Source organism: Burkholderia sp. KL41, assembly GCF_057005415.2.
The window spans coordinates 219551-241553 of sequence record NZ_CM174447.1; the positions used below are offsets into that span (position 1 = coordinate 219551).

The following is a 22003-nucleotide window of genomic DNA, read 5'->3' on the forward strand; positions in this document are numbered from 1 at the left end:
ATGCGGTGCGCTGGCAGAGTTCAGGGAAAACCCTTAGAATAGCGTCCATCTAAGGGAAAACCCTAGTCACATCTGTCAGGAGTCTCACATGAGCTTCATCCTTGCCCTGCTGCAAAAGATCGACGACCTGTTCGTGTCGCCCCACCTGCCGCTCGACGCCGAATACTCGTACGCTGCGCGTCGTGCCGAAGCCGAGCGCGTGCGCCGTGCGCACCTCGTGCCGATCGTCCTGTATCGTCGCTGATTCGCTGATTCGCTGATTCGCTGATTCGCTGATTCGCTGATTCGCTGATTCGCTGATTCGCTGATTCGCCGATTCGCGGCCAGCGCGACGTCCGCCGCACCTGCCTGCCCGCTTTCCGCCGCCGTATCGCGCGCCGGCGCGACCGTCCCGCTACACTGGAAGTCCGAATCCGTTCACGGTGACCGGGCCATGCTGCAGATGCGGCCGATGACGGCCAGTGAATTCCACGCGTACCGTACGCGAGCCATCGACGGCTACGCGCGCGATCTCGTCTCATCCGGACAAAATGCTGTCGAAGACGCGGCCAGCCGGGCGCGCGCCTGTTTCGACACGCTGCTGCCGGATGGCCTGCGAACCTCCGGCCAGACCCTCGTCGTGCTCGTCGACGCCGCCAGCGGCGACACAGTGGGCGACCTCTGGTACGCGATCGTGCCCGAAGGGCCGAACCGCACGCTGTTCATCTACGACCTCGACATCGTCCCGTCCCGGCGTCGCCAGGGCTGGGCCACACGCACGCTCGATGCGCTCGACGCCGAGGCGCGCCGCTACGGCATCACCGAGATCGGGCTGTCGGTGTTCAATCACAACACGGCGGCCCGCGCGCTGTATCGTGCGTGCGGCTTCGCGCCGATCACGACGACGTTGATCAAGCCGGTCATTCCGGGCTGAATCAGCTGGCAGGCGCTCAGGTGGCACTTGCGGCCAACCGGGTACGTCGCGGACGGCCTGCACCGTCCACACTCCCGATCCTTCCTGCTCGCCGAGCGCCGAGCGCCGAGCGCCGAGCGCCGAGCGCCGAGCGCCGAGCGCCGAGCGCCGAGCCCCAAGCCCCAAGCCCCAAGCCCCAAGCCCCAAGCAACCGACCCCGACCATCAAACACCGACAGCCGAACGGCCCTTCGACCCTTCGACCGTCCTGCACGCGACGCCCACACCCGCTCAGTGCGCGCGCCCTTTCCATCTCCGCAGCAGCAACGCGTTGGTCACGACGCTGACGCTGGAAAACGCCATCGCCGCGCCCGCGATCACCGGGTTCAGCCAGCCGAGCGCCGCGAGCGGCACGCCGACCAGGTTGTAGACGAACGCCCAGAACAGGTTCTGCTGGATCTTCCGGTACGTGCGTCTGGAGATGTCGATTGCATCGGCGACGAGCGCCGGGTCGCCGCGCATCAGCGTGATGCCGGCTGTATGCATCGCGACGTCGGTGCCGGTGGCCATTGCGATGCCGACGTCGGCCGCGGCAAGCGCGGGCGCATCGTTGATCCCGTCGCCGACCATCGCGACGATTCCGCCGTGCGTGCGCTTCAGCTCGGCGACGACGCGCGCCTTGTCGTCGGGCAGCACCTGCGCATGCACCTCGCCGATGCCGAGCGACGCCGCGACGGCTGCCGCGCTGCCACGGTTGTCGCCGGTCACGAGCACGCTCGCGACGCCGCGCGCCGACAGTGCCGCGATCGCGTCGCGGGCGCCCGGCTTCACGGTGTCGCCGAAAGCGATCAGCGCGAGCAACGCGCGCGGCGCATCGGCGCGCATCAGCCACGAGATCGTGTTGCCCGCGCGTTCGAGCTCCGCCGCGCGGGCGTCGAGCGCGGGCGGCACGGCGATGCCGAGCTCGTCGCGCCAGCGTGTGCTGCCCAGCGCGAGCAACTGCCCGCCGACGCGGGCTTCCACGCCGCGTCCCGCCACCGCGCGCGCATCGGCCGCGCTTGCCGGCGGCACCGCACTGCCGCGTGCGGCAACGTCGGCGTCGTGCGCGGCGACCACGGCGCGCGCGAGCGGATGGTCGCTCTGACGCTGCACCGCCGCCGCGAGCGCGAGCGCTTCGTCATGCGGCACGCCGACGGCTTCGAACGCCGTCACGGACGGCTTGCCTTCGGTCAGCGTGCCGGTCTTGTCGAACGCGATCACGGTGGTGCGCTGCGCGAGTTCGAGCGCCTGCGCATCCTTGATCAGCACGCCGCGCCGCGCTGCGACGCCCGTGCCGGCCATGATCGCGGCGGGCGTCGCGAGGCCGAGCGCGCACGGGCACGCGATGACGAGCACCGCGACCGCGTTGAGAATCGCGGTTTCGGTGCCGGCGCCGGCGATCAGCCAGCCGATCAGCGTCAGCACCGCGATGCCGAGGATGGCCGGCACGAACACCTCGCTCACGCGATCGACGAGCCGCTGGATCGGCGCCTTCTCGGCCTGCGCGGATTCGACGAGGCGGATGATGCGCGCGAGCGTCGTCTCCGCGCCGATCGCGGTGGTTTCGACGACGAGCGCGCCTTCGCCGTTGATCGAGCCGGCCGTGACGGGGTCGCCGTCGTCCTTCGGCACGGGCAGGCTTTCACCGGTGATCAGCGATTCGTCGACGTGCGAGCGGCCCGACACGATCCGGCCGTCGACGGGCACGCGCTCGCCGGGCCGGATGCTGACGCGGGTGCCGACACGCACCTGCGCCAGCGGCACGTCGCGTTCGATGCCGTGCTCGACGACGCGGGCACGGTCGGGACGCAACGCGTTCAGCGCGCGGATCGCGTCGGTGGTCTGGCGCTTCGCGCGCGATTCGAGCCATTTGCCGAAGCGCACCAGCGTGACGATGACGGCCGACGCCTCGAAATACAGGTGGCCGGGATGGCCGGTGCCGCGCAGCAGCATCCACAGGCTCAGCCCGTATGCGGCCGACGTGCCGAGCGCGACGAGCAGGTCCATGTTGCCGGTGCGCGCCTTCACCGCGTGCCAGGCCGCGCGATAGAAGCGCGCGCCGAAGCCGAACTGGACGATCGAGGCGAGCACGAGCTGGACCCAGCCGTTCGGCATCAGGTGGATGCCGAACGGCGCGACGAGCATCGGCGCGATCAGGGGCGCGCTCAGCACCGCAGACCAGATCACGAGATCGCGTTCGCGGATCGCTTCGAGGCGCTTGCGTGTTTCGGGGTCCTGTGCGGCGCTGGCCGGTTGCGTGTCGGCGCCGGCTGACGACGCGTCGGCGAGCGACGCGCGATAGCCGGCGGTGGTGACGGCCGCGATCAGCGTGGCGGCGTCGAGGGCGCCGGCGCCGTGCACCGATGCGCGCTCGGTCGCGAGGTTGACCGAAACGCGCGCGACGCCCGGCACGGCGGCCAGCGCCTTTTCGACGCGGCCGACGCAGGACGCGCAGGTCATGCCGTCGATGTCGAGTTCGAGGTCGGCGGGGGCGGTGGAAGCAGCCGGCGGGATGGCCGCGCCAGCAACCGGCGTCGCGCCGTATCCGGCTTGTTTGACGGCTTCGGCGAGCCGGGCGGCGGTAACGTCGGACGCGGCGTCCACGGTCGCCCGTTCGGTCGCGAGGTTGACCGACGCGCGCGTGACGCCCGGCACCTTCGCCAGTGCTTTCTCGACGCGCGACACGCACGACGCGCAGGTCATCCCGTCGATGTCGAGTTCGATGCTGGCGGGCGCGGCAGGCGAGGAGGGGGCGAGCGCGGTGAAGCCTGCATCCGTTACGGTCGGTGTCGCGCCGTAGCCGGCCTGTTTCACGGTTTCCACCAGTTGTGCGGCGGAAACGTCGGCCGTGACATCGACGGTCGCCCGTTCAGTCGCGAGGTTGACCGACGCGCGGGTGACGCCCGGCACCTTCGCCAGCGCTTTCTCGACGCGCGACACGCACGACGCGCAGGTCATGCCGTCGATATCGAGTTCGATGGTGCTGTTGGCGGGAAGCGGATGGCCGGCTGTCGAAGCGGCTGCGGCCATCGACGCGGGCGATGCTTCGACAGGATGCGCATGCGCGGCGGCGGCGGTTTCGAGCACCGGTGCGCGTACGGAGGCGCCGTAGCCGGCTGCGCCGACCGCCTCGATCAGTCGTGCGGCGTCGACGGTTTCCTGCGCAGTCACCGTCGCCGCGTGCGCGTCGAGGTCGACCGCCGCGTCGACCACGCCCGGCACTGCGGCCAGCGCCCGTTGCACGCGGCCCGTGCAGCCGCCGCAATGCATGCCGTCGACGCTCAGCCTGATCGTGTGCAGCGCTGCGGAGGCAAGTGGTTCAGTCATGTCGGATTCCCAAAATGCACGGCTCGTGCCGCGAATGGACCCAGTATCAACATTCCCATGATGGTAAGGTCAAGCGGCGGCAGCGCGTGCCGATGCACACAGGGTGTCACAACGCGGAAAAGCAATCTCCCGGATTCCTGACCGACATCCGGGAGGGGCGGGCCTTTGCGCTCGACTGCGCGATCAGGCGCAAAGCTTGGCGCTCGCGAGACGATTCAGGCTGACGCCCTGCTCGGCGGCCTGGATCACCAGCGCGCGGTGTGCCTGCGGCGGGATGCGAACCTTGAATTCACCGCTGTAGGTGCGGTCGGCGATCGGCTCGGGCACCTTTTCTCCGTTTGCGGTCATGTCGCGAATGACATCGGCGACTAGCCGGCGAATACCGGCCAGCGCACCTTCCGGCGTTGCGTCGAGCCACGAAAGAGACGGGAATTCCGCGCACAGGCCAACGTGCTCCCCGTTCTCCGGGGACCACGTTACGCGGTACGTAAAGTGGTCTTGAGTCATGATTTCTGTTCCTTCCGTCGATCGATCGCGTCGAGAACCTGTCGCACCTGATCGTTGAATCGCACGTTCGCGGGCCCGCGCCTCATGAGTTCGAGGATCTTCCATACGCCAGCCATTTCGAATGGTGTCATTAGTGACACCATTCGGCAATCGACCAACCGGCCCCTGCACTCGAGATTGTTTCGCCTTGAGCGTGTGTCGCTCCGATATCCCCTGTTTTGTTGCAAATCGCCAGAACTATTTCGAATTTGTCGACAATACGGCTAGCGTTCGGCCAACTATTCGGCATATTAGGGGATGCCCGTAGGCGCTATGATACCGGCCTGACATCAGCGCCCACCGTTACGCAACGTCACGAAACGGTTATCCGGGCACGCTGGGGTGCCTTGCTTTCGCCATTCGCGCGTCGCACAAGGCGTTGACTGAAAAGAACGATATTCGGCCAGTACTCGATGATTGAAAACCAGCAGGAATCAGTTTCTCTGCGGCGCGCGTGCGCGTCGCTGGCCATGGCGGCGTTGCTTGCGGGGTGCGCGTCGCAACCGGATGCCATTCAGCGGAAAACCGGCTGGATGCGCGCGGAAGTCGCCGACTCCTATGTATACGCGTATCCGCTCGTGCTGATGGACGTTGCGAAGGAAGCGGCGACGGGCGGCGACGGCGCACAGCCGGGGCAGGCGCCGCTCAACACGCTGCGCCACGCGCAGGCGCTGCCGCCCGTCGGCGCGGTCAATCCGCCGCTGCCGGGCGTCGACACGCTCGACTCGACCGGCTGGCTCGACGTCGCCGCCGAACCCGTGATCGTCACGTTGCCCGACACGCGCGGCCGTTACTGGGACGCGCGTGCGCTCGACATGTGGACGAACGTGCTGTGGTCGTCGTCGAGCGTGGCTGCACGCGGCACACGCGGCGGTGTGCGATCGCAAACGATTGCCTTCGCCGCGAAGGATTGGCAGGGCACGCTGCCGAAGGGCGCCGTCCGGATCGACGTCCCGTCGGCCAACGCATGGCTCGAAGTCCGTCTGCAGACGAGCGGCGGGCGCGACCTGACGAACGTGAAGAAACTGCAGCGCGCGATCCGCGTGGTGCCGCTGTCCGTCTACACGGGTGCGGCGCGCGGCGCGTCGGTGGCGGTCCATGCGGGCAGCGCGCCGTCCGAGGCGGTGGGCGGCGGCACGCCGGCCGAGCAGGTGGCCGCGCTCGACCCGAAGGCGTTTTTCGCGCGTTTCGCGCAGGCGCTACAGGACAACCCGGCGCCGGCCGACGACGCACACGCGCAGGCGTTGCTCGGCGACATCGGCGTGTCGGCCGGCTACCCGGTGCTGTGGACGGGCGACCGCCTCGCGGCCGCGACGGCCGGCGTCGCCGAGGCGCGCGCGCGGCTCGCGACCCCGCCGTCGAACCTGCTGAACGCGAACGGCTGGAGCTGGATCGGCGATACGGCCGGCAAGTACGGCCAGGACTACACGCTGCGTGCGTACGCGGCCTACACGCAGTTCGGCACCGCGACGCGCGACGACGAAACGCTTGCGGTCGTGCGTGTCGACAGCGACGGCCATCCGCTGAACGGAGCGAACCGCTACGTGCTGCATTTCGCGCCGGGCGCGCTGCCGCCGGTTCGCGCGTTCTGGACGCTCACGCCGTATGCGACGAACGGCGCGCTGCCCGACGTCGGGTCGGCGCGCCGCTCGCTCGGCGATCGCGACCGCCTGCGCCGCAACCACGACGGGTCGATCGACATCGTCGTGTCGGCGTCGCCGGGCGGCACGCATGCGGGCAACTGGCTGCCGGCGCCGCGCGCCGATTTCGCACTCGCGTTGCGCCTGTACGCACCGAAGCCGCAGGCGAGCGACGGATCGTGGATGCCGCCCGTCGTCGTCCGGAAATGAACGGAGGGCCGGCGGCGTTGTCCGACCGGCGGGCGCGGCGGCGCCCGAACCCCGTACTGTTACCACCTGAGCCTATACTTTCGGGATAGCGTGCGCGGCCGACCGGTTCTCCGGTGCGGCCGGCATCCCATCCCGAGGCATTCAAGCATGGCAAGCGCAGACAAAGAAACCGTATCCTCGACCCTCCATGCCCTCGGTGGCGTTGCACGCTCGCGCCGCACCCGGCGCATCGGCCTCGGCCTGCTGATCTTCCTCGTTTTATTCGGACTGCTCGGGTTCTTCGCGGCGCCGCCGCTGATCCGCCATATCGCCGAACAGCAACTGAGCCAGCAGCTCGACCGCCCCGCCACGATCCGGCGCATCGCGCTGAACCCGTACACGCTGAACCTCGAGGCCGACGGCATCCATCTCGGCGACAAGGGTGGCCAGGGCGACTTCATCGACATCGCGAAGCTCGTCGTGCGGCCGTCGTGGTCGTCGCTGTTCCGCGGTGCGCCGATCGTCAATGAAGTCCGCCTCGACTCGCCGCAGTTCCATATCGTCCGCTACGATGCGCAGCGCTTCAATTTCACCGACCTGATCGAGAAATTCTCGACGCCGTCGCCCAAACCGGAAAGCAAGCCGACGCAGTTCTCGGTGTCGAACATCCAGGTCAACAACGGCCGGATCGATTTCGACGACCGCCTGCTGAACGAAAAGCACGTCGTCGACAACTGGACGCTCGGCATTCCGTATATCGCGACGCTGGCATCGAAGACCGACATCTTCGTCGAGCCGAAGCTGCGCGCGCGCTTCGACGGCAGCCCGATTGCGATCGACGGCAAGACCAAGCCGTTCGCGCAGTCGCGCGAATCGGAAATCGCGCTGAAATTCGACGGCCTCGACGTGCCGAAGCTGATCTCGTACGTGCCCGCGAAGCTGCCGGTGGCCGTGACGAGCGGCCTGCTGAGCAGCGACCTCAAGGTCAATTTCGTGATGAGCGGCGAGACGCCCGCGCTGCGCGTATCGGGCACCGTCGACCTGAACGACGCGAAGGTGACGGACCGCGCGTCCGCGCCGCTGTTCGCCGCGCGCGGCGTGCATGTCGCGGCGGCCAGCCTTGAGCCGCTGCGCAACGCGTTGCACTTCGACGAGATCCGGATCGACCAGCCGGTGGTCGACCTGTCGCGCGACAAGCAGGGCGTGCTGAACGTCGAGAAGCTCGCCGCGCAGCCGGCAGCCGCATCGAACGCTGCCGAGGGCAAGCCGGCGGCGCCGGGCGCCGCGCCCGCTTCCGTGGCTGCGGCAGCCGCCGCCAGCGGCGCAAAGGTCGAAGCCGTCGCGAAGGCGGCGCCGCCGCTCGACCTGACGATCCGCCATTTCGCGATCGACGGCGGCACCGTCAACGTCGACGACCGCGTACCGGCAACGCCGACCGCGCTGTCGCTCACGAAGCTCGCCGCGACGCTCGACGGCTTCTCGATGCAGGGCAAGACCCCCGCGAAATACACGCTGTCGACGTCGCTGTCGCGCGGCGGCGACGTGACGGCCGAAGGCACGTTCAATCTCGCGGAGAAGCAGGCCGACAGCAAGCTGACGGTCGCCGCACTCGCGCTGCCGGCGCTGCAACCGTACCTCGGCGAGGCCACGCGTGCGCGCGTGCTCGACGGCACGCTCGGCGCCACCGTCAACGCGAAGGCCGACTGGGGCAAGACGCCGCTCGCCGCGCAGGTCGCCGACAGCACGGTCAGCCTGAAGTCGCTGAAGATCGCGACGCCCGACGCGAAGGCGCCCGCGATCGTGCTGCCCGACGCGAGCGCGAAAATCGCGAAGGTCGACGTTGCCGCGCGCACCGCGGAGATCGCGAGCGTCGACGCCAGCGGGCTCGCGCTCGACGTGCAGCGCCTGAAGGACGGCAGGATCGACCTCGCGGCACTGGCCGAACCCGCGCAGGCGTCGGTGCCGAAGCGCACGGTCGCGCGCAAGGCCGAGGCCGCCGCGCCGTCGTGGCATTACCGGATCGATGCGCTGAACGTGAAGGATTCGTCCGCGAACTTCACCGACCTGTCGACGCCGCGCCCGGTGAAGCTGGCGATCAAGCCGCTGGAACTGTCGGTGCAGAAGATCAGCGACGACATGAGCAAGCCGCTGCCCGTGCAGTTGAAGGCGACGCTGAACCGCAAGGGCTCGCTGAACGTGACGGGCGACGTGACCGCGCAGCCGCTGAAGCTCGGCCTGAAGATCAACGGCAACCGCCTCGACGCGGCCGCGTTCGAGCCGTACTTCGGCAGTGCGCTGAACGCGACGATCGCCAGCGCGCTGCTCAACGCGCAGGGCAACCTCACGTTCGCGCAGGTGAAGGACGCCCCGCGCGCGACCTATCGCGGCGACGTCGCGCTGGTCGACGTGCGGATGCTCGACAAGGCGACCTCCGACCCGTTCGCGGGCTGGCGCTCGCTCGCGCTGACAAACCTGAAGGCGAACTACGACGAGAAGGGCACCGACGTCGACGCCGCGCGCGTGACGTTCTCGAACTTCTACGGCCGCGTGCTGCTCGACGCGCAGGGGCGGCTGAACCTGAAGGACGTGGTCGCGAAGGAGACGGGCCCGGCGCAGTCGCTCACGCGCGACGCGAGCAAGGGCGAACCGGTGCCGCTGTCGCCGGGCGTGACGCCGCCGGCGGCCGCCGCGCAGCAGGCGTCCGCGCCGGCCGCCGCGTCGGCGACGGTGGTCGTGAAGGCCGCGCAGCCGCCGCAGAACCCGGTGCGGATGCATTTCGGCGAGTTGCTGCTGCAGAACGGCCGCGTCACCTACACCGACAACTTCATCAAGCCGAACTACACGGCGAACCTGGTCGCGATCAAGGGCACGGTCGGCGCGTTCGGCACGGATTCGACGACCTCCGCGCCGGTCGACGTCGCCGCGAACCTCGCGGGCAACGGGCCGATCTCGATCAAGGGTTCGGTGAACCCGCTGATCGAGAAACCGGCGCTCGACCTCACCGCGACCGCGCACGACATCGAGCTGACCAACCTGACGCCGTATTCCGCGAAGTACGCGGGCTACCCGATCACGAAGGGCAAGCTCAACGTCGACCTGCATTACGAGCTCGCGAACGACCAGCTGAAGGCGAACAACCACATCTTCATCGACCAGCTCACGTTCGGCGACCATGTGGAGAACGATACGGCGACCAGGCTGCCGGTGAAGCTCGCGATTTCACTGCTGAAGAACACGCGTGGCCAGATCGACGTGAACCTGCCGGTGTCGGGCTCGCTGTCGAACCCCGAGTTCAGTGTCGGCGGGCTGATCTGGCGCGCGGTGCTGAACCTGATCGCGAAGGCCGTCACGTCGCCGTTCTCGCTGCTCGCGCATGCGTTCGGCAGCGGCGGCGAGGATCTCGGCTACGTCGAATTCGCGCCGGGCTCGTACCAGCTCGACGACGCGCAGCAGAAGAAGCTCGACACCGTCGTGAAGATGCTGACCGAGAAGCCGTCGATCCGCCTCGACCTGATCGGCCGCGTCGACCCGGCAAAGGACACGTCGGGGCTCGGCGACGCGTATGTCGAGCGGCTGGTGCGCCAGCAGAAGCTGAAGGACGTGATCGGGCAGGGCGAGAGCATCGACCCGATGTCGGTGAAGGTCGAGCCGGCCGAGTACAGCAAGTACCTGACGCGCGCGTACAAGGCCGCCGACTTCAAGAAGCCGCGCAACCTGATCGGCCTGCAGAAGACGCTGCCCGATGCCGACATGAAGAAGGCGCTCGCCGAACACGCGCCGGCCGACGACAACGCGCTGCGTGCGCTCGCGCAGCAGCGCGCGCAGGCCGTGCGCCAGTACCTCGACGGGAAGATCGATTCGAGCCGCGTGTTCGTCGTCGCGCCGAAGCTCGATGCGAAGGGCATCGACGACAAGGGCGCGACCACCCGCGTCGATTTCGGCCTGCAGTAAGCAGGCCGTCCGCCGCCGCTGCGCCCGTTCCTCCGTTCGGGCGCGGCGGCGCGCTGCCTTCAGCGCGCGGCGATCGCCGGTTCCTCGCGCTTGCCCAATTCCTTCTTCGCGGCCAGCGGCAGACGTGCGTCGTCCCACTGCGCCAGCCATTCGACTTCCTTCGCGGTGAACACCTGTCCGTAGTTGCGCAACGCGTACTGCAACGCGTCGACGACGTGGTGGCGAATGATTTCGGGGGTGCGTGCATCGTCCAGCACGAACCGGAGGGCTTCCAGGGTCGACATACTCTTGCTCCGGGTCAGGGAAAACCCTTTATCACACGCCAATAGTCGCGCGCCAAGCCGGAAAAAAAATCGTGCGGCGGGTGACGCCGCGGACGGTCTGGCCGATGCACCGGGGCGGTGCTTGCCGGTGAGCGCGCGAGTCCGCAACGTGCGCCCGGCCACGTTGGTTTGCGACCGCATCGTGTCACTTGCGATTGGTTACGTTTGATAGAAAACAGAAAGCCCCGCTTCATGCGAACGACCCACGGCGCAGCCATATTCTTGCGCGCCTGATGGCAAGTCACGCAGTTCAACGTCAATCGATGAGGTGGGGTGATCATGTATTTCCTTGGTAAGCAGCGGAAGTGGGTGGGGATGGTGGCGGGCGCGCTGGCGCTCGCAGGCGCGGGCGCGCATGCGGCGCCGCAGGACGGCAACCGTCAGGGCGAGGACCGCGGCCACGCGAACCGCGTCGTGAAGCACGTGCTGCTGATCAGCATCGACGGCCTGCACGAGCAGGATCTCGCGCGCTGCATCGGCGCGAACACGTGCCCGAATATCGCGGTGCTCGCAAAGAGCGGCGTGACCTACACGAATGCCTATACGCCCGGCCTGTCGGATTCGTTTCCGGGCCTCGCCGCGCTCGTGACCGGCGGCTCGCCGAAGACGGCCGGCCTGTTCTACGACGTGTCGTACGATCGCAACCTGTACGCGCCGGGCGACACGAGCTGCACGGGCAAGCAGGGCTGGAACGTCGTGTTCGACGAGACGACCGGCATCGACGCCGAGAACGGCGGCGCGCTGGTTCACCTGAACGGCGGCGGCGCATTCAATCCGCAGGCGATCCCGAACGCGAAGGTCAACGGCAAGTGCGTGCCGGTCTATCCGCACAACTACGTGAAGACCAACACGGTGTTCGAGGCCGTGAAGGCGGGCATCCCGAACGCGACCACCGCGTGGGCCGACAAGCACGCATGGGGCTACGACTGGCTGAACGGGCCGTCGGGCACCGGCGTCGACGATCTCGCGCGCACCGAGATCAACTCGATCGACCCGGCGACCCAGACGGACTACACGGACGTCTATTCGCATACCGCGCAATTCGACAACCTGCACGTGCAGGCGCTGGTCAACCAGATCAACGGCCGCGACTCGACGGGCACGAAGCGCGCGCCGGTGCCGACGCTGTTCGGCGCCGATTTCCAGACGCTGAGCGTTGCGCAGAAGGCGGTGGTGACGAAGGGCGGCGGTTATCTGGACGCGAACTTCACGCCGAACGGGCAGGTCGCGAACGCGATCACGTACGTCGACAACGCGATCGGCCATGTCGTCGAGGCGCTGAAGCAGGCGAACCTGTATTCGTCGACGGCCGTGATCGTCACGTCGAAGCATGGCCAGTCGCCGACCGATCACACGAAGCTCGTGAAGAACGGCGACACGCTGACGAAGCTGCTCGAAGCGAACAACTATCTCGACCCGAACGGCAACTTCGGCCAGAACAACACGAAGACGGGCAACCTGAACGACGGTTCGGGCCTGGTCGGCACGGGCTTCGTGCAGACCGACGACGTCGGCCTGATCTGGCTGCGCGACCGCAACCAGCGCACGGCCGTCGTGCAGACGCTGAAGGCGAACCTGGGCTGCAATGCGCCGGGGATCTGCGCGGATGGCCCGCAGGCGTACATCCTGTACGGCGCGGCGCTCGCCGAGCGGTTCGGCGATCCGGCCAACGGCCGCACGCCGGACATCGTCGTCCAGCCGAATCCGGGCGTGATCTATACGTCGAGCACGAAGAAGGACGAAGAGCACGGCGGCAACGCGCCGGACGACAGCCATCTCGGCCTGCTCGTGTCGTATCCGGGCCTGCATCGCGCGCGCACGGTGACCGACACGGTCGGCACGAAGCAGGTCGCGCCGACGATCCTCGGGCTGCTCGGTGCCGACCCGCGCCTGCTGCATGCGGTGGTGGCCGAGAATACCGGCGTGCTGCCGGGGCTCGGTATCGGTCGCTGAGCGACGCGAAGCCGCAGGACTGCCCGCCGCCGGCCGCGCGGCGGGCGGCCGGTGTGTCGCGTGAGGTGCCGCGTGAGGTGCTGCCTGCGTCTACTTCGCGAACAGCACCGGCATCATCTGCAGCGCGCAATCGTGCATGCGCTTGCCGATTGCCTGCACGTCCGGCTCGTCCCGCGCCATGAGCGAATCGCCCGCGCGTTTCATCGCCGCATAACTGCCGTGCATCGCCGCATACAACGGAATCGGCGACGTGGCGCCGGGGCCGGGCCCTTCGAAATAGCCGGTTGCGGCGAGTTCGCCCAGGTAGTAGGTGTACAGCGCACCGACGTGGTTCGCCTGCAGCCACCCCATCAGCTGGATACGCCGGTAGACCGACACGAGGTCGTCCTTCGGGCGCGAGCCGAGCGCGACGAAGATCTGCAGCCGCGCGAGCCAGTTGCCCTTGCGCGCGGCCTCGACGAGTGCCGTCCACTGCGCGGGCGTTGTCGAGCCGGGTTCGCGCAGGCTGCTCATGTAGTCGATCACGGCCTGCTGGTCCGGAGCCGGACCGATCTGGTCGGGCGACCTGCACACGAAGCGGGACACGTCGATGTCGGCATCGCCGAGATTGTCGAGCTCGTGCTTGATCTTGCCGTACACGTCGTCGAGCTGTTTCTGGACGTCGTCCCTCGACCATTCGGCCGGCAGCGGGCCCAGCCACACGAGTTCGTCGTCGTTGGCCGCCGCGGCCGCGCGGTAACGGGCGAGCGCGGCATCGCGGCGCCGGGCGGCCGCGGCCTGCTCGTCGTGCGCGTCGTCGGCCATGCGCTGCGCGACCAGGTTGACGGCGTCGGTCAGTTTCGCGCAGCGGGCGAAGGCGGCGTCGCGGCGCGCCCAGCACGCGTTGTCGACCGTGTAGATCCAGCGGGTGTTGACGGTCTCCAGCACATAGTGCGTCTCGCCCGCCTGCCGTGCGACGGCGGCATGCCCCTTGTCATCGGTCACGCCTTGGGACAGCACCTTGCCGTCGTGCGTGGTCCAGCTGTAGGGCTCGCTGCTCAGCGGTATTTCGCTGCCGCTGTCGCCGGTCAGGTTGATCGCGTAGCGCGTCGTCGGCTTCGTTTCGGCGTGCGCGACGCCGACGGCGGCGAGCGCGGTGAGCGCGGCGAGTGCGACGGCCGCGCAGCGGTGCCGGGCCTTCTTCGCGTGCGTGATGGCGGGCGGCTCGTGGCCGTGGTGTGACGACGGGGTGTTCATTGCCCTCTTTCTCCGTTGTTGTTCTCGTCGTGCTTCGTTTGACGACGCGCGAGTGTAGCAGGCGGGTATCGCGACGAACGGCTTGAATTCTGTCGCCCGTACCGGCATATTCGCCACGCATCACCCGTTCAACGACGCACCGAGAGGTTTGTTCATGCGCCTTCTGCTTGCCCTGCTGTTGCCGTGGTTCCAGTTCTTCACGATCGGCCGCCCGATCGCCGGGATCATCTGCCTGATCCTGCAAATCACGATCGTTGGCTGGCTGCCGGCCGCGATCTGGTCGGTGTATGCGCTGAGCCAGTACAAGACCGATCGCAAGATCGAAGCGGCGCTGCGCGGGCAAAAGTAAGCGCCCGGGCGATCCCCCGTATACCGGGCTTCGTCGATCCGGCAGCGGAAGCGGCGAGTTCCGTGCGCGTCGCCGGCTATCCCGGCGGCGCCCCTTCCAGCGCCTCCGCCCGCGCGAACAGCCAGTCGACGAACGTGCGCAGCGACGCATCGCCGTCGTCGCGATACAGGCAATGAAACGGCGGCCCTTCCAGGTGGACTTCCGGAAACAGCGCGACGAGCCGCCCGTGCTCGAGATCGTCGCGCACGACCGCGCGCGGCGCGAGGCACACGCCGAGCCCGCTTGCGGCAGCCTTGGTCATCAGGAAGAACTCGCGATAGAACGGCCCGCGCAGCGTCTCGGTGACGACCGAGCCCGCCTGGTGGAACCAGTATTGCCATGCCTGCGGCAAGCCCGCGTAATGCAGCAGCGGCGCGTTGCGCAGGTCGGCCGGCGTGCGCGCGTCATCGAGCACCGGATGGCCGGGCGCGCACACCGGCACCGCCACGGTCGCGAGCAGCGGCCGCGACACGAACCCCTTGCGGCGCAGCTCCGGCGTATAGCGGCGGATGACGATGTCGCAGGTTTCGTCGAACTGGTCGCGTTCGGTGTCGGGCGTCGTGACGAGTTGCACGTCGATATCCGGATGCCCGGCCTGGAACGCGGCCAGTTGCGTGAGCAACCATCCATGCGCGAACGACACCGACGTGTTGATCCGCACCGGATGGCCGCCGACCGGTTCGAGCATCTGGCCCGTGGCCTGTGCGAGCCGGCCGAGGCAGCTCGCGACGTCGACGAGGTAATGCCGCGCGCGCGGCGTGAGCCGCAACGAGCGCCCGTCGCGTTCGAACAGCTTCTGCCCGAAGAACGATTCGAGTACGCGGATCTGCTGCGCGACCGCGCTCTGGGTCACGTTCAGCTCGTCGGCGGCGAGGGTGAGGCTCTGCAGGCGGCCGGCAGCTTCGAAGCTGCGCAGCGCATTCAGGGGCGGCAATCGGCGCATCGTGAGATCGCGAAGAAAAGCTACACAGTGGGTCAAAAAATGTCGTTTGTGGCGGCCGGGGCGCCTCCCTATCATGGCGCCGACAGGAGAGAACGCCCCGATGACGATCATATCGCCACCCGACGCCCGGGCAACCGGATTTCGCCACCGTCTTCGCGTCCGGCGCGCGGCACGTCGTGCGACGAACCGCCCGGCCGCGGTGCCGCCCATGCGCGGCCGCGGCGCGCTGGCGCTCGCCTGTGCCGGGCTGTTCGCGGCGCTGACCGGATGCGCGACGAAAGCCGACAACGAGCGGCAGATCGGCAACGGCGGATCGCTGGTGCGCTACAGCTCGAGCCAGACCGAAGTCGACCTGACCGATGCCGAGCAGCAGACGCTGCGCATGCTCAGCGACCGCCGCTATGCGGACGCGACGCAGGCGCGCGCGCTCGACGCGGTGGCCGGCGCGCTGCGCGCGCAGGGTTATGCGCCGGTGACGGTCGATCGCGATTCGGGGCTGGTGGAAGCGGGGCGCAGCGACACGCTGATCCCGAAGTGGCGTCAGCTGCTGCGCGGCGCGCTGAAGGCGCGTATCGGGATGCTGCCGACGAAGCCCGATCATGAACGCGTGGCCGCGATCGTGACGGTTCGGGCGGGGCGGGACGCGCACGTCGCGATCGTGCGGGCGCGATTCGATCGTACGGTGTGGGACAGCGCCGGCGATTCGCGTACCAAGACCGTCATGGAGCCCGAGTACTACCAGGCGTTCTTCGCGGAAGTGGACAAGGCGATGTGCGCGACGAAGTGCGAGCAGTGAGCGGGGCACGCGCCGGCGCGTGAAAGCGTGAATGCCGGGGAGGAGGATCGCCACGGCGGCGTGCCGGTGGCGACGGTGGCGCGCCGGAGGCGGATTGCGCGGAACGGGCCCGGCATGCGCCCCGGCGTGCAACGCGGAAGGGGCCTACTTCACCGCAAACAGCGTCAGGTTCATGAAGATCTTGAACGCGTAACCGAGCGTGACGGCGCCGATCACGCCGCCGGCCCACAGGACGACGAACCACATCCAGCCGCGCATCCGCGGCCGGGGGGCCGCGGCGGCGGAGTGTTCGGCGGAATCAGTGGTGGTAGTAATGCTGGTCTTCATGGCGCACCTTGCCTCGGAATACCCAGTAACCCATCGTCGTGTAGGCGATGATGATCGGGAGGATAACCGCTGCGCCGACCAGTGTGAAGGTCTGGCTGGAGCGCGGTGCCGCGGCTTCCCAGATCGTCATCGTCTGAGGAATCGCATACGGGAACAGCGTGACGAGCAGGCCGACGTAGCCGAGCAGCACGAGCGCCAGCGCGAGCACGAACGGCGTCATGTCATGCCGGTTGCGCACCGCGCGGCGCATCCATACCGCGCACGCGGCGACCAGGAACGGCACCGGCAGCAGGCGCCAGAACAGCCCCGAATCGAACCAGCGCTGTGCGATGGCCGGGTCCTGCAGCGGCGTCCACAGGCTGACGACCGCGATGAAGCCGAGCAGCACGAGCGTCAGCGGCCACACGACGCGATGGAGGCGCCGCTGCAGGTCGCCTTCCGTCTTCGCGACGAGCCAGCAGCAGCCGAGCAGCGCGTAGGTCACGATCAGGCCGAGGCCGGTCAGCAGGCTGAACGGCGTGAGCCAGTCGAAGGCATCGCCCGCGAACACGCCGTCCTTCACGTTGATGCCCTGCAGGAACGCGCCGAGCGCGATCCCCTGGAACAGCGTCGCGCCGGCCGAGCCGCCGATGAACGCCAGATCCCACAGCTGCTTCGTGCGCCGCGCCTTCGCGCGGATCTCGAACGACACGCCGCGGAAGATCAGGCACACCAGCATGAAGATCAGCGGCAGGTACAGCGCCGACAGCACGGTCGAATAGACGACCGGGAACACCGCGAACAGCCCGGCGCCGCCGAGCACGAGCCACGTCTCGTTGCCGTCCCACACGGGCGCGACCGTGTTCATCATCAGGTCGCGTTCCTTCTCGTCCGGAAAGAACGGGAAGACGATGCCGATGCCGAGGTCGAAGCCGTCGAGCACGACGTACATGAAGAGCCCCAATGCGATGATCGCGGCCCAGATTACGGTGACGTCCATAGGTTTTCTCGTATGCGGAATGGGGTGGGCTCAGACGGTCTCGATCAGCTCGTCGACGGCCGACATCGGGCGGCGCGCGGTGTGATCGGGGCGCGTGTCGGGCATGTCGTGTTTCGGGTCGTGCTTCACGTCGGGCAGCGCGGGGCCGGCCTTCATCAGCTTCAGCATGTAGTACACGCCGGTGCCGAACACGAGGAAGTACACGATCACGAACGTCATCATCGACAGGCTGACCTGCTGCACCGACAGCGGCGACACCGCATGCGCGGTGCGCATCACGCCATACACGACCCACGGCTGGCGGCCCGCTTCGGTCGTGACCCAGCCCGCGAGCAGCGATACGAAGCCGGTCGGGCCCATCACGAGCGCGAAGCGCTGGAACCATTTCGATTCATACAGGCTGCCGCGGCGGCGCAGGAGCCACGCGAGCGCGGCGAGGCCGATCATCGCGATGCCGAGGCCGACCATGATCCGGAAGCTCCAGAACACGACCGTCGAGTTCGGGCGGTCTTCCGGCGGGAAGTCCTTCAGCCCGCGAATCTCGCCGTCCCAGCTGTGCGTGAGGATCAGGCTGCCGAGGTGCGGCACCTTCACCGCGTAGCGGGTCGTTTCCGCCTTCATGTCCGGGATGCCGAACAGGTTGAGCGCGGTGCCGCCCTTCTCGGTTTCCCACAGCCCTTCGATCGCGGCGATCTTCGCGGGCTGGTGCTTCAGCGTGTTGATGCCGTGCTGGTCGCCGATCACGGCCTGCAGCGGTGCGAGCACGAGCAGCAGCCACAGCGCCATCGAGAACATCTTCTTCACGCCCTTGTCGCGGCGGCCCTTCAGCAGGTGCCATGCGCCCGTCGCGGCCACCACCAGCGCGGCGACGATGAACGCGGCGATCGCCATGTGGAACAGGCGGTACGGGAACGACGGGTTGAAGATGATCGCGAACCAGTCGGTCGGCACGACGCGGCCGTCGACGATCTCGAAGCCCTGCGGCGTCTGCATCCAGCTGTTCGACGCGAGAATCCAGAACGTCGAGATCAGCGTGCCGATCGCGACCATCAGCGTCGCGCCGAAGTGCGCGCGTGGGCTCACGCGGTTCCAGCCGAACAGCATGATGCCGAGGAAACCGGCCTCGAGGAAGAACGCGGTCATGACCTCGTACATCAGCAGCGGCCCGGTGACGGCGCCGGCGAAGCTCGAGAAGCCCGACCAGTTCGTGCCGAACTGGTAGCTCATCACGACGCCGGAAACGACGCCCATCCCGAACGCGACCGCGAAGATCTTCGACCAGAACAGGCAGAGGGTTTTGTAGTACTGCTTGCCGGTTTTCAGCCAGCGATATTCGAGGACGGCGATGAAGCTGGCGAGGCCGATGCTCAGCGCCGGAAAGACGATGTGAAAGGAGACGGTGAACGCGAATTGCAGGCGGGCCAGATCGAGGGCCGAAAGAGCGGTGTCCATACCAGTTGACCGAGGCTGACGATACCCGCCGGCGGGTGCCGGCGGACCCCGGCGGACGGGCGTCGGGGTTGGCTGGAGTATGGGCCGCGATGTTGCACCGCGAAATGCGCCAACTCGTCGCAGATGTCCAGCCCGTCGCGCGCGATTCCGGGGTAAATCGTTGATTCGTATCAAGAAGGCTGCTTGCGGCGCGCGCGGCCGCGGCGTGGCGGTCTGACGCACGTGCGTCAATATGGCGCGTCGCGTCATCGGAACGGTTCGATCCGGGCGCGAACGCTGCGCAACACCGCACTCCTCGGCGCCCGCGCGCGGCCGAACCGTTGCGGTGCGTTATCGCGTAACGCACCCGCTCGTGCCGGCGGGCCGCGGGCGATGGGGGCTGTCACACCGGTAACGCCGCGCAACATTGGCGCGTGCGCCCGTAATGGATGACGGATCGAGCGCGGCGTAGCGTTCGGTATGTCGGGTTCGCATCGACGAACCGCCAGCCGGAGAACGTGACGTGAATGGATTGAAGCTCGCGCTGGGCGCGGTGGCCGCAGTGGCGATCGCGACGGGCGGCGTGGCGCATGCCGCCCGGGTCGGGGTCTATATCGGCCCCGGCTACCCGTATTACTACCCCGTCGTCCCTGCGCCTTATTACTACCCGCCGCCCGTCGTCGCGGTACCCGTCGACCCGGGGCCGCCGCCCGAGTACGTCGAGAAAGGGCAGCCGCAGGACGACGGCGACGCGAACGTCTGGTACTACTGCGACGCGTCGAAGCATTACTACCCGCATGTGAAGACCTGCAAGTCGGGCTGGCGATCGGTGCCGGCACGGCCGCAGTGACGGAGGCGCGACGATGAAATCCCTGTTTCGACCACTGCGCGTCCCGGCCGCGCTGGCGCTGGCCGGCCTGCTCGGCGCGTGCGCGTACATGCCGACCGGGCCGAGCGTGATGGCGCTGCCCGGCACCGGCAAGTCGTTCGACCAGTTCCGCGCCGACGATGCGAACTGCCGTCAATACGCGTTCGAGCAATCGGGCGGCGTGAGTGCCGGGCAGGCATCGACCGCGAGCGCGGTCGGCAGCGCGGCCGTCGGCACAGCACTCGGGGCGGCGGCCGGCGCGGCGTTCAACGGCGGCACGGGTGCGGCCGTCGGCGCAGGCGCGGGGCTGCTCGCGGGCAGCGTGGTCGGTGCCGGTGCGGCGCAAGGCTCGGCCTACGACATCCAGCGCCGCTACGACTACGGTTACCTGCAATGCATGTACGCGACCGGCAACCGCGTGCCGGTGCCGGGCGGGATGAGCGGCGGCGGTGGCGGTGGTGGATACGGCGGTGGCGGATACGGCGGCGCACCGCGCGCGGCGCCGCCGATGCCGCCGGCGGGTGTCCAGCCGCCGCCGCCGCGCTACTGACGGCGGCCCGGGCGGCGGCGTGCCGCATCGCGTGCCGGTGCGCCGTGCTTGCGTTCACCGTCGGCCGTCGGCGCACACACGCTGCGTGAATTGCGTACACTCTGAGTCTCGTTTCGGCAGGGCCGGGCGCATCGGTTCCGGTCCGCGTTTACCCAGGACTCAGCGATGATCGATTTACGCAGCGATACCGTGACACGTCCGAGCCAGGCAATGCTGGCCGCGATGACTGCCGCCGAAGTCGGCGACGACGTATGGGGTGACGACCCGACCGTGCTGCGCCTGCAGGCGGTGATGGCCGAGCGGGCCGGCAAGGAAGCCGGCCTGTTCTTCCCGAGCGGCACGCAGAGCAACCTCGCCGCGCTGATGGCCCATTGCGAACGCGGCGACGAGTACATCGTCGGCCAGCTCGCGCATACCTACAAGTACGAAGGCGGCGGTGCGGCCGTGCTGGGCAGCATCCAGCCGCAGCCGATCGAGAACGCGCCGGACGGCACGTTGCCGCTCGCGAAGATCGCCGCGGCGATCAAGCCGATCGACAATCACTTTGCCCGCACGCGCCTGCTCGCGCTCGAAAACACGATCGGCGGCCAGGTCTTGCCGGAAGGCTATGTCCAGGAAGCCACCGCGTTCGCGCGCAGCCGCGGGTTGGCGCTGCATCTCGACGGCGCGCGCGTGTGCAACGCGGCCGTCGCGTCGGGCCGTTCGATCGCCGAGCTGTGCGCGCCGTTCGACACCGTGTCGATCTGCTTCTCGAAAGGGCTCGGTACACCGGTCGGCTCGGTGCTGGTCGGCAACCGCGTGCTGATCGAGCGCGCGCAGCGCTGGCGCAAGGTGCTCGGCGGCGCGATGCGGCAGTCGGGCATTCTCGCGGCCGCGTGCCTGTATGCGCTCGACCACAACGTCGAGCGGCTCGCGGACGATCACGCGAACGCCGCGCATCTCGCGGCAGGCCTCGCGCGCATCGACGCGGTGAAGGTGCTGTCGCACGCGACGAACATGGTGTTCGCGCAATTCCCCGAAGCCGATTGCGCGCCGCTCGAGGCGTGGCTCAAGGAACGCGGGATCCTCACGCAGATGCTGTACGCGTCGCGCTTCGTCACGCACTGCGACGTGTCGCGCGCGGACATCGATACCTTCATCGACGCGGTCGGCGCGTATTTCGCGCAGCGCCGCGCGTAACGGGGAATGCGCCGGCCGGCGGGAGAGCCGGCGCGACGTGGCGCGAAGCTGGGAGCGAAGAGGCGACGGGGGCGACGAGGCAACCCGTCTGTCGATATCGGGCGAGCCGGCGGATTACGCTTGCCGGGGTGCGTCGGCGGGGGGCGTGCCGTCGCGGAACAGCGTTTTCAGTTGCGTGCGCAGTTCGGCGCTGTCGGTGTGCTGGTGCACCAGCACCGCGTGTTGCACGGCGGCCTCCAGCAGTTCGTTGTCGGAGTCGGCGGAAATCGCGACCGAGCAATGCGTCGCGCTGGGAAACTCGCGGCAATCGATATAGCGGCGGGACATGATGTTCTCCTTGCGGGAAAGGGAACGGCCGGATGTGCATGATCGGCCGCGCGGTGCGTTCGCGAGGCCGATGGAAAAAGTATAGGCGGCGCGGCAGGGTTTCTCGCCGCAATGCGTACC

Annotated in this window: 19 protein-coding genes; 10 read left to right on the top strand and 9 right to left on the bottom strand. The window is 68.3% G+C overall.

All coding sequences use genetic code 11. The annotated features are described in order from the left end of the window. Window positions 1-88 precede the first annotated feature (88 nt). On the top strand, window positions 89-244 hold the full coding sequence (locus PQB87_RS18635) for a hypothetical protein (RefSeq protein ID WP_006481665.1): 156 nt from the start codon (window positions 89-91) through the stop codon (window positions 242-244). A gap of 189 nt (window positions 245-433) precedes the next feature. After that, entirely contained in the window at window positions 434-913 is a 480-nt protein-coding gene (locus tag PQB87_RS18640) for a GNAT family N-acetyltransferase (RefSeq protein ID WP_059688033.1), read from the top strand. Window positions 914-1182: 269 nt separating this feature from the next. On the opposite strand, the gene PQB87_RS18645 is transcribed toward PQB87_RS18640, so the two are convergent. Continuing rightward, window positions 1183-4257, bottom strand: a complete 3075-nt coding sequence (locus PQB87_RS18645; protein WP_489243470.1) for a heavy metal translocating P-type ATPase — start codon at window positions 4255-4257, stop codon at window positions 1183-1185. Between the two features lie 183 nt (window positions 4258-4440). Continuing rightward, entirely contained in the window at window positions 4441-4764 is a 324-nt protein-coding gene (locus PQB87_RS18650) for a type II toxin-antitoxin system HicB family antitoxin (RefSeq protein ID WP_489243471.1), read from the bottom strand. 452 nt (window positions 4765-5216) lie between these two features. On the opposite strand from PQB87_RS18650, the gene PQB87_RS18655 reads away from it, so the two are divergent. Both PQB87_RS18655 and PQB87_RS18660 read left to right on the top strand, forming a co-directional pair. After that, complete coding sequence (locus PQB87_RS18655; protein ID WP_059649004.1) at window positions 5217-6653, top strand: DUF1254 domain-containing protein; 1437 nt, start codon at window positions 5217-5219, stop codon at window positions 6651-6653. 147 nt (window positions 6654-6800) lie between these two features. After that, a complete protein-coding gene (locus tag PQB87_RS18660; protein ID WP_489243472.1) occupies window positions 6801-10583 on the top strand; it encodes a DUF748 domain-containing protein in 3783 nt (1260 codons plus the stop codon). Between the two features lie 59 nt (window positions 10584-10642). On the opposite strand, the gene PQB87_RS18665 is transcribed toward PQB87_RS18660, so the two are convergent. After that, window positions 10643-10867, bottom strand: a complete 225-nt coding sequence (locus PQB87_RS18665) for a hypothetical protein (RefSeq protein WP_027790361.1) — start codon at window positions 10865-10867, stop codon at window positions 10643-10645. Between the two features lie 318 nt (window positions 10868-11185). Here PQB87_RS18665 and PQB87_RS18670 point away from each other — a divergent pair, with 318 nt between their 5' ends. Next, window positions 11186-12859: an alkaline phosphatase family protein gene (locus PQB87_RS18670; RefSeq protein WP_373863133.1), complete on the top strand. Its 1674-nt coding sequence runs from the start codon at window positions 11186-11188 to the stop codon at window positions 12857-12859. 90 nt (window positions 12860-12949) lie between these two features. Here PQB87_RS18670 and PQB87_RS18675 read toward each other — a convergent pair whose 3' ends face one another. Next, window positions 12950-14095, bottom strand: a complete 1146-nt coding sequence (locus tag PQB87_RS18675; protein WP_111942683.1) for a hypothetical protein — start codon at window positions 14093-14095, stop codon at window positions 12950-12952. A gap of 154 nt (window positions 14096-14249) precedes the next feature. Between PQB87_RS18675 and PQB87_RS18680 the strand changes: the two genes are divergently transcribed. After that, complete coding sequence (locus PQB87_RS18680) at window positions 14250-14444, top strand: YqaE/Pmp3 family membrane protein (protein ID WP_021163564.1); 195 nt, start codon at window positions 14250-14252, stop codon at window positions 14442-14444. A gap of 76 nt (window positions 14445-14520) precedes the next feature. On the opposite strand, the gene PQB87_RS18685 is transcribed toward PQB87_RS18680, so the two are convergent. Further along, on the bottom strand, window positions 14521-15426 hold the full coding sequence (locus PQB87_RS18685) for a LysR substrate-binding domain-containing protein (RefSeq protein ID WP_059523230.1): 906 nt from the start codon (window positions 15424-15426) through the stop codon (window positions 14521-14523). Between the two features lie 208 nt (window positions 15427-15634). Here PQB87_RS18685 and PQB87_RS18690 point away from each other — a divergent pair, with 208 nt between their 5' ends. Beyond that, window positions 15635-16222: a hypothetical protein gene (locus PQB87_RS18690; RefSeq protein ID WP_301863824.1), complete on the top strand. Its 588-nt coding sequence runs from the start codon at window positions 15635-15637 to the stop codon at window positions 16220-16222. 144 nt (window positions 16223-16366) lie between these two features. Here PQB87_RS18690 and PQB87_RS18695 read toward each other — a convergent pair whose 3' ends face one another. From PQB87_RS18695 to PQB87_RS18705, 3 genes are read right to left on the bottom strand one after another with little or no spacing between them, the layout of a single operon-like run. Then, window positions 16367-16549 (bottom strand): hypothetical protein, encoded by a 183-nt coding sequence (locus PQB87_RS18695; RefSeq protein ID WP_027790366.1) that lies wholly within the window; start codon window positions 16547-16549, stop codon window positions 16367-16369. Further along, the gene (gene cydB / locus PQB87_RS18700) at window positions 16521-17528 is read right to left on the bottom strand and encodes a cytochrome d ubiquinol oxidase subunit II (protein ID WP_021163567.1); all 1008 of its coding nucleotides are present in this window, start codon (window positions 17526-17528) and stop codon (window positions 16521-16523) included. Before cydB ends, PQB87_RS18695 begins: the two co-directional genes overlap by 29 nt. A 30-nt stretch (window positions 17529-17558) precedes the next feature. After that, window positions 17559-18980 (bottom strand): cytochrome ubiquinol oxidase subunit I, encoded by a 1422-nt coding sequence (locus PQB87_RS18705; RefSeq protein WP_021163568.1) that lies wholly within the window; start codon window positions 18978-18980, stop codon window positions 17559-17561. Between the two features lie 502 nt (window positions 18981-19482). On the opposite strand from PQB87_RS18705, the gene PQB87_RS18710 reads away from it, so the two are divergent. From PQB87_RS18710 to ltaE, 3 genes are all read left to right on the top strand, one after another. After that, a complete protein-coding gene (locus tag PQB87_RS18710) occupies window positions 19483-19809 on the top strand; it encodes a hypothetical protein (RefSeq protein ID WP_021163569.1) in 327 nt (108 codons plus the stop codon). Window positions 19810-19822: 13 nt separating this feature from the next. Further along, window positions 19823-20377, top strand: a complete 555-nt coding sequence (locus PQB87_RS18715; RefSeq protein WP_060083809.1) for a YMGG-like glycine zipper-containing protein — start codon at window positions 19823-19825, stop codon at window positions 20375-20377. Window positions 20378-20542: 165 nt separating this feature from the next. Continuing rightward, window positions 20543-21556, top strand: coding sequence for a low-specificity L-threonine aldolase (gene ltaE / locus PQB87_RS18720; protein WP_059487550.1), 1014 nt, complete (start codon window positions 20543-20545; stop codon window positions 21554-21556). Window positions 21557-21670: 114 nt separating this feature from the next. Here the strand turns inward: ltaE and PQB87_RS18725 are convergent, their stop codons facing one another. Further along, window positions 21671-21883 (bottom strand): DUF1059 domain-containing protein, encoded by a 213-nt coding sequence (locus PQB87_RS18725; RefSeq protein ID WP_059684048.1) that lies wholly within the window; start codon window positions 21881-21883, stop codon window positions 21671-21673. Window positions 21884-22003 lie beyond the last annotated feature (120 nt).

Excerpts from the sequence above, each read along its gene's own strand:
- PQB87_RS18655 (WP_059649004.1), top strand. The coding sequence starts at position 5,217 with ATGATTGAAAACCAGCAGGAATCAGTTTCTCTGCGGCGCGCGTGCGCG.
- PQB87_RS18650 (WP_489243471.1), bottom strand. The coding sequence starts at position 4,764 with ATGACTCAAGACCACTTTACGTACCGCGTAACGTGGTCCCCGGAGAAC.
- PQB87_RS18640 (WP_059688033.1), top strand. The coding sequence starts at position 434 with ATGCTGCAGATGCGGCCGATGACGGCCAGTGAATTCCACGCGTACCGT.
- PQB87_RS18670 (WP_373863133.1), top strand. The coding sequence starts at position 11,186 with ATGTATTTCCTTGGTAAGCAGCGGAAGTGGGTGGGGATGGTGGCGGGC.
- PQB87_RS18665 (WP_027790361.1), bottom strand. The coding sequence starts at position 10,867 with ATGTCGACCCTGGAAGCCCTCCGGTTCGTGCTGGACGATGCACGCACC.
- PQB87_RS18660 (WP_489243472.1), top strand. The coding sequence starts at position 6,801 with ATGGCAAGCGCAGACAAAGAAACCGTATCCTCGACCCTCCATGCCCTC.
- PQB87_RS18715 (WP_060083809.1), top strand. The coding sequence starts at position 19,823 with ATGAAATCCCTGTTTCGACCACTGCGCGTCCCGGCCGCGCTGGCGCTG.
- cydB (WP_021163567.1), bottom strand. The coding sequence starts at position 17,528 with ATGGACGTCACCGTAATCTGGGCCGCGATCATCGCATTGGGGCTCTTC.
- PQB87_RS18685 (WP_059523230.1), bottom strand. The coding sequence starts at position 15,426 with ATGCGCCGATTGCCGCCCCTGAATGCGCTGCGCAGCTTCGAAGCTGCC.
- PQB87_RS18680 (WP_021163564.1), top strand. The coding sequence starts at position 14,250 with ATGCGCCTTCTGCTTGCCCTGCTGTTGCCGTGGTTCCAGTTCTTCACG.
- PQB87_RS18645 (WP_489243470.1), bottom strand. The coding sequence starts at position 4,257 with ATGACTGAACCACTTGCCTCCGCAGCGCTGCACACGATCAGGCTGAGC.
- PQB87_RS18705 (WP_021163568.1), bottom strand. The coding sequence starts at position 18,980 with ATGGACACCGCTCTTTCGGCCCTCGATCTGGCCCGCCTGCAATTCGCG.
- PQB87_RS18695 (WP_027790366.1), bottom strand. The coding sequence starts at position 16,549 with ATGAAGACCAGCATTACTACCACCACTGATTCCGCCGAACACTCCGCC.
- ltaE (WP_059487550.1), top strand. The coding sequence starts at position 20,543 with ATGATCGATTTACGCAGCGATACCGTGACACGTCCGAGCCAGGCAATG.
- PQB87_RS18690 (WP_301863824.1), top strand. The coding sequence starts at position 15,635 with ATGCGCGGCCGCGGCGCGCTGGCGCTCGCCTGTGCCGGGCTGTTCGCG.
- PQB87_RS18635 (WP_006481665.1), top strand. The coding sequence starts at position 89 with ATGAGCTTCATCCTTGCCCTGCTGCAAAAGATCGACGACCTGTTCGTG.
- PQB87_RS18675 (WP_111942683.1), bottom strand. The coding sequence starts at position 14,095 with ATGAACACCCCGTCGTCACACCACGGCCACGAGCCGCCCGCCATCACG.
- PQB87_RS18725 (WP_059684048.1), bottom strand. The coding sequence starts at position 21,883 with ATGTCCCGCCGCTATATCGATTGCCGCGAGTTTCCCAGCGCGACGCAT.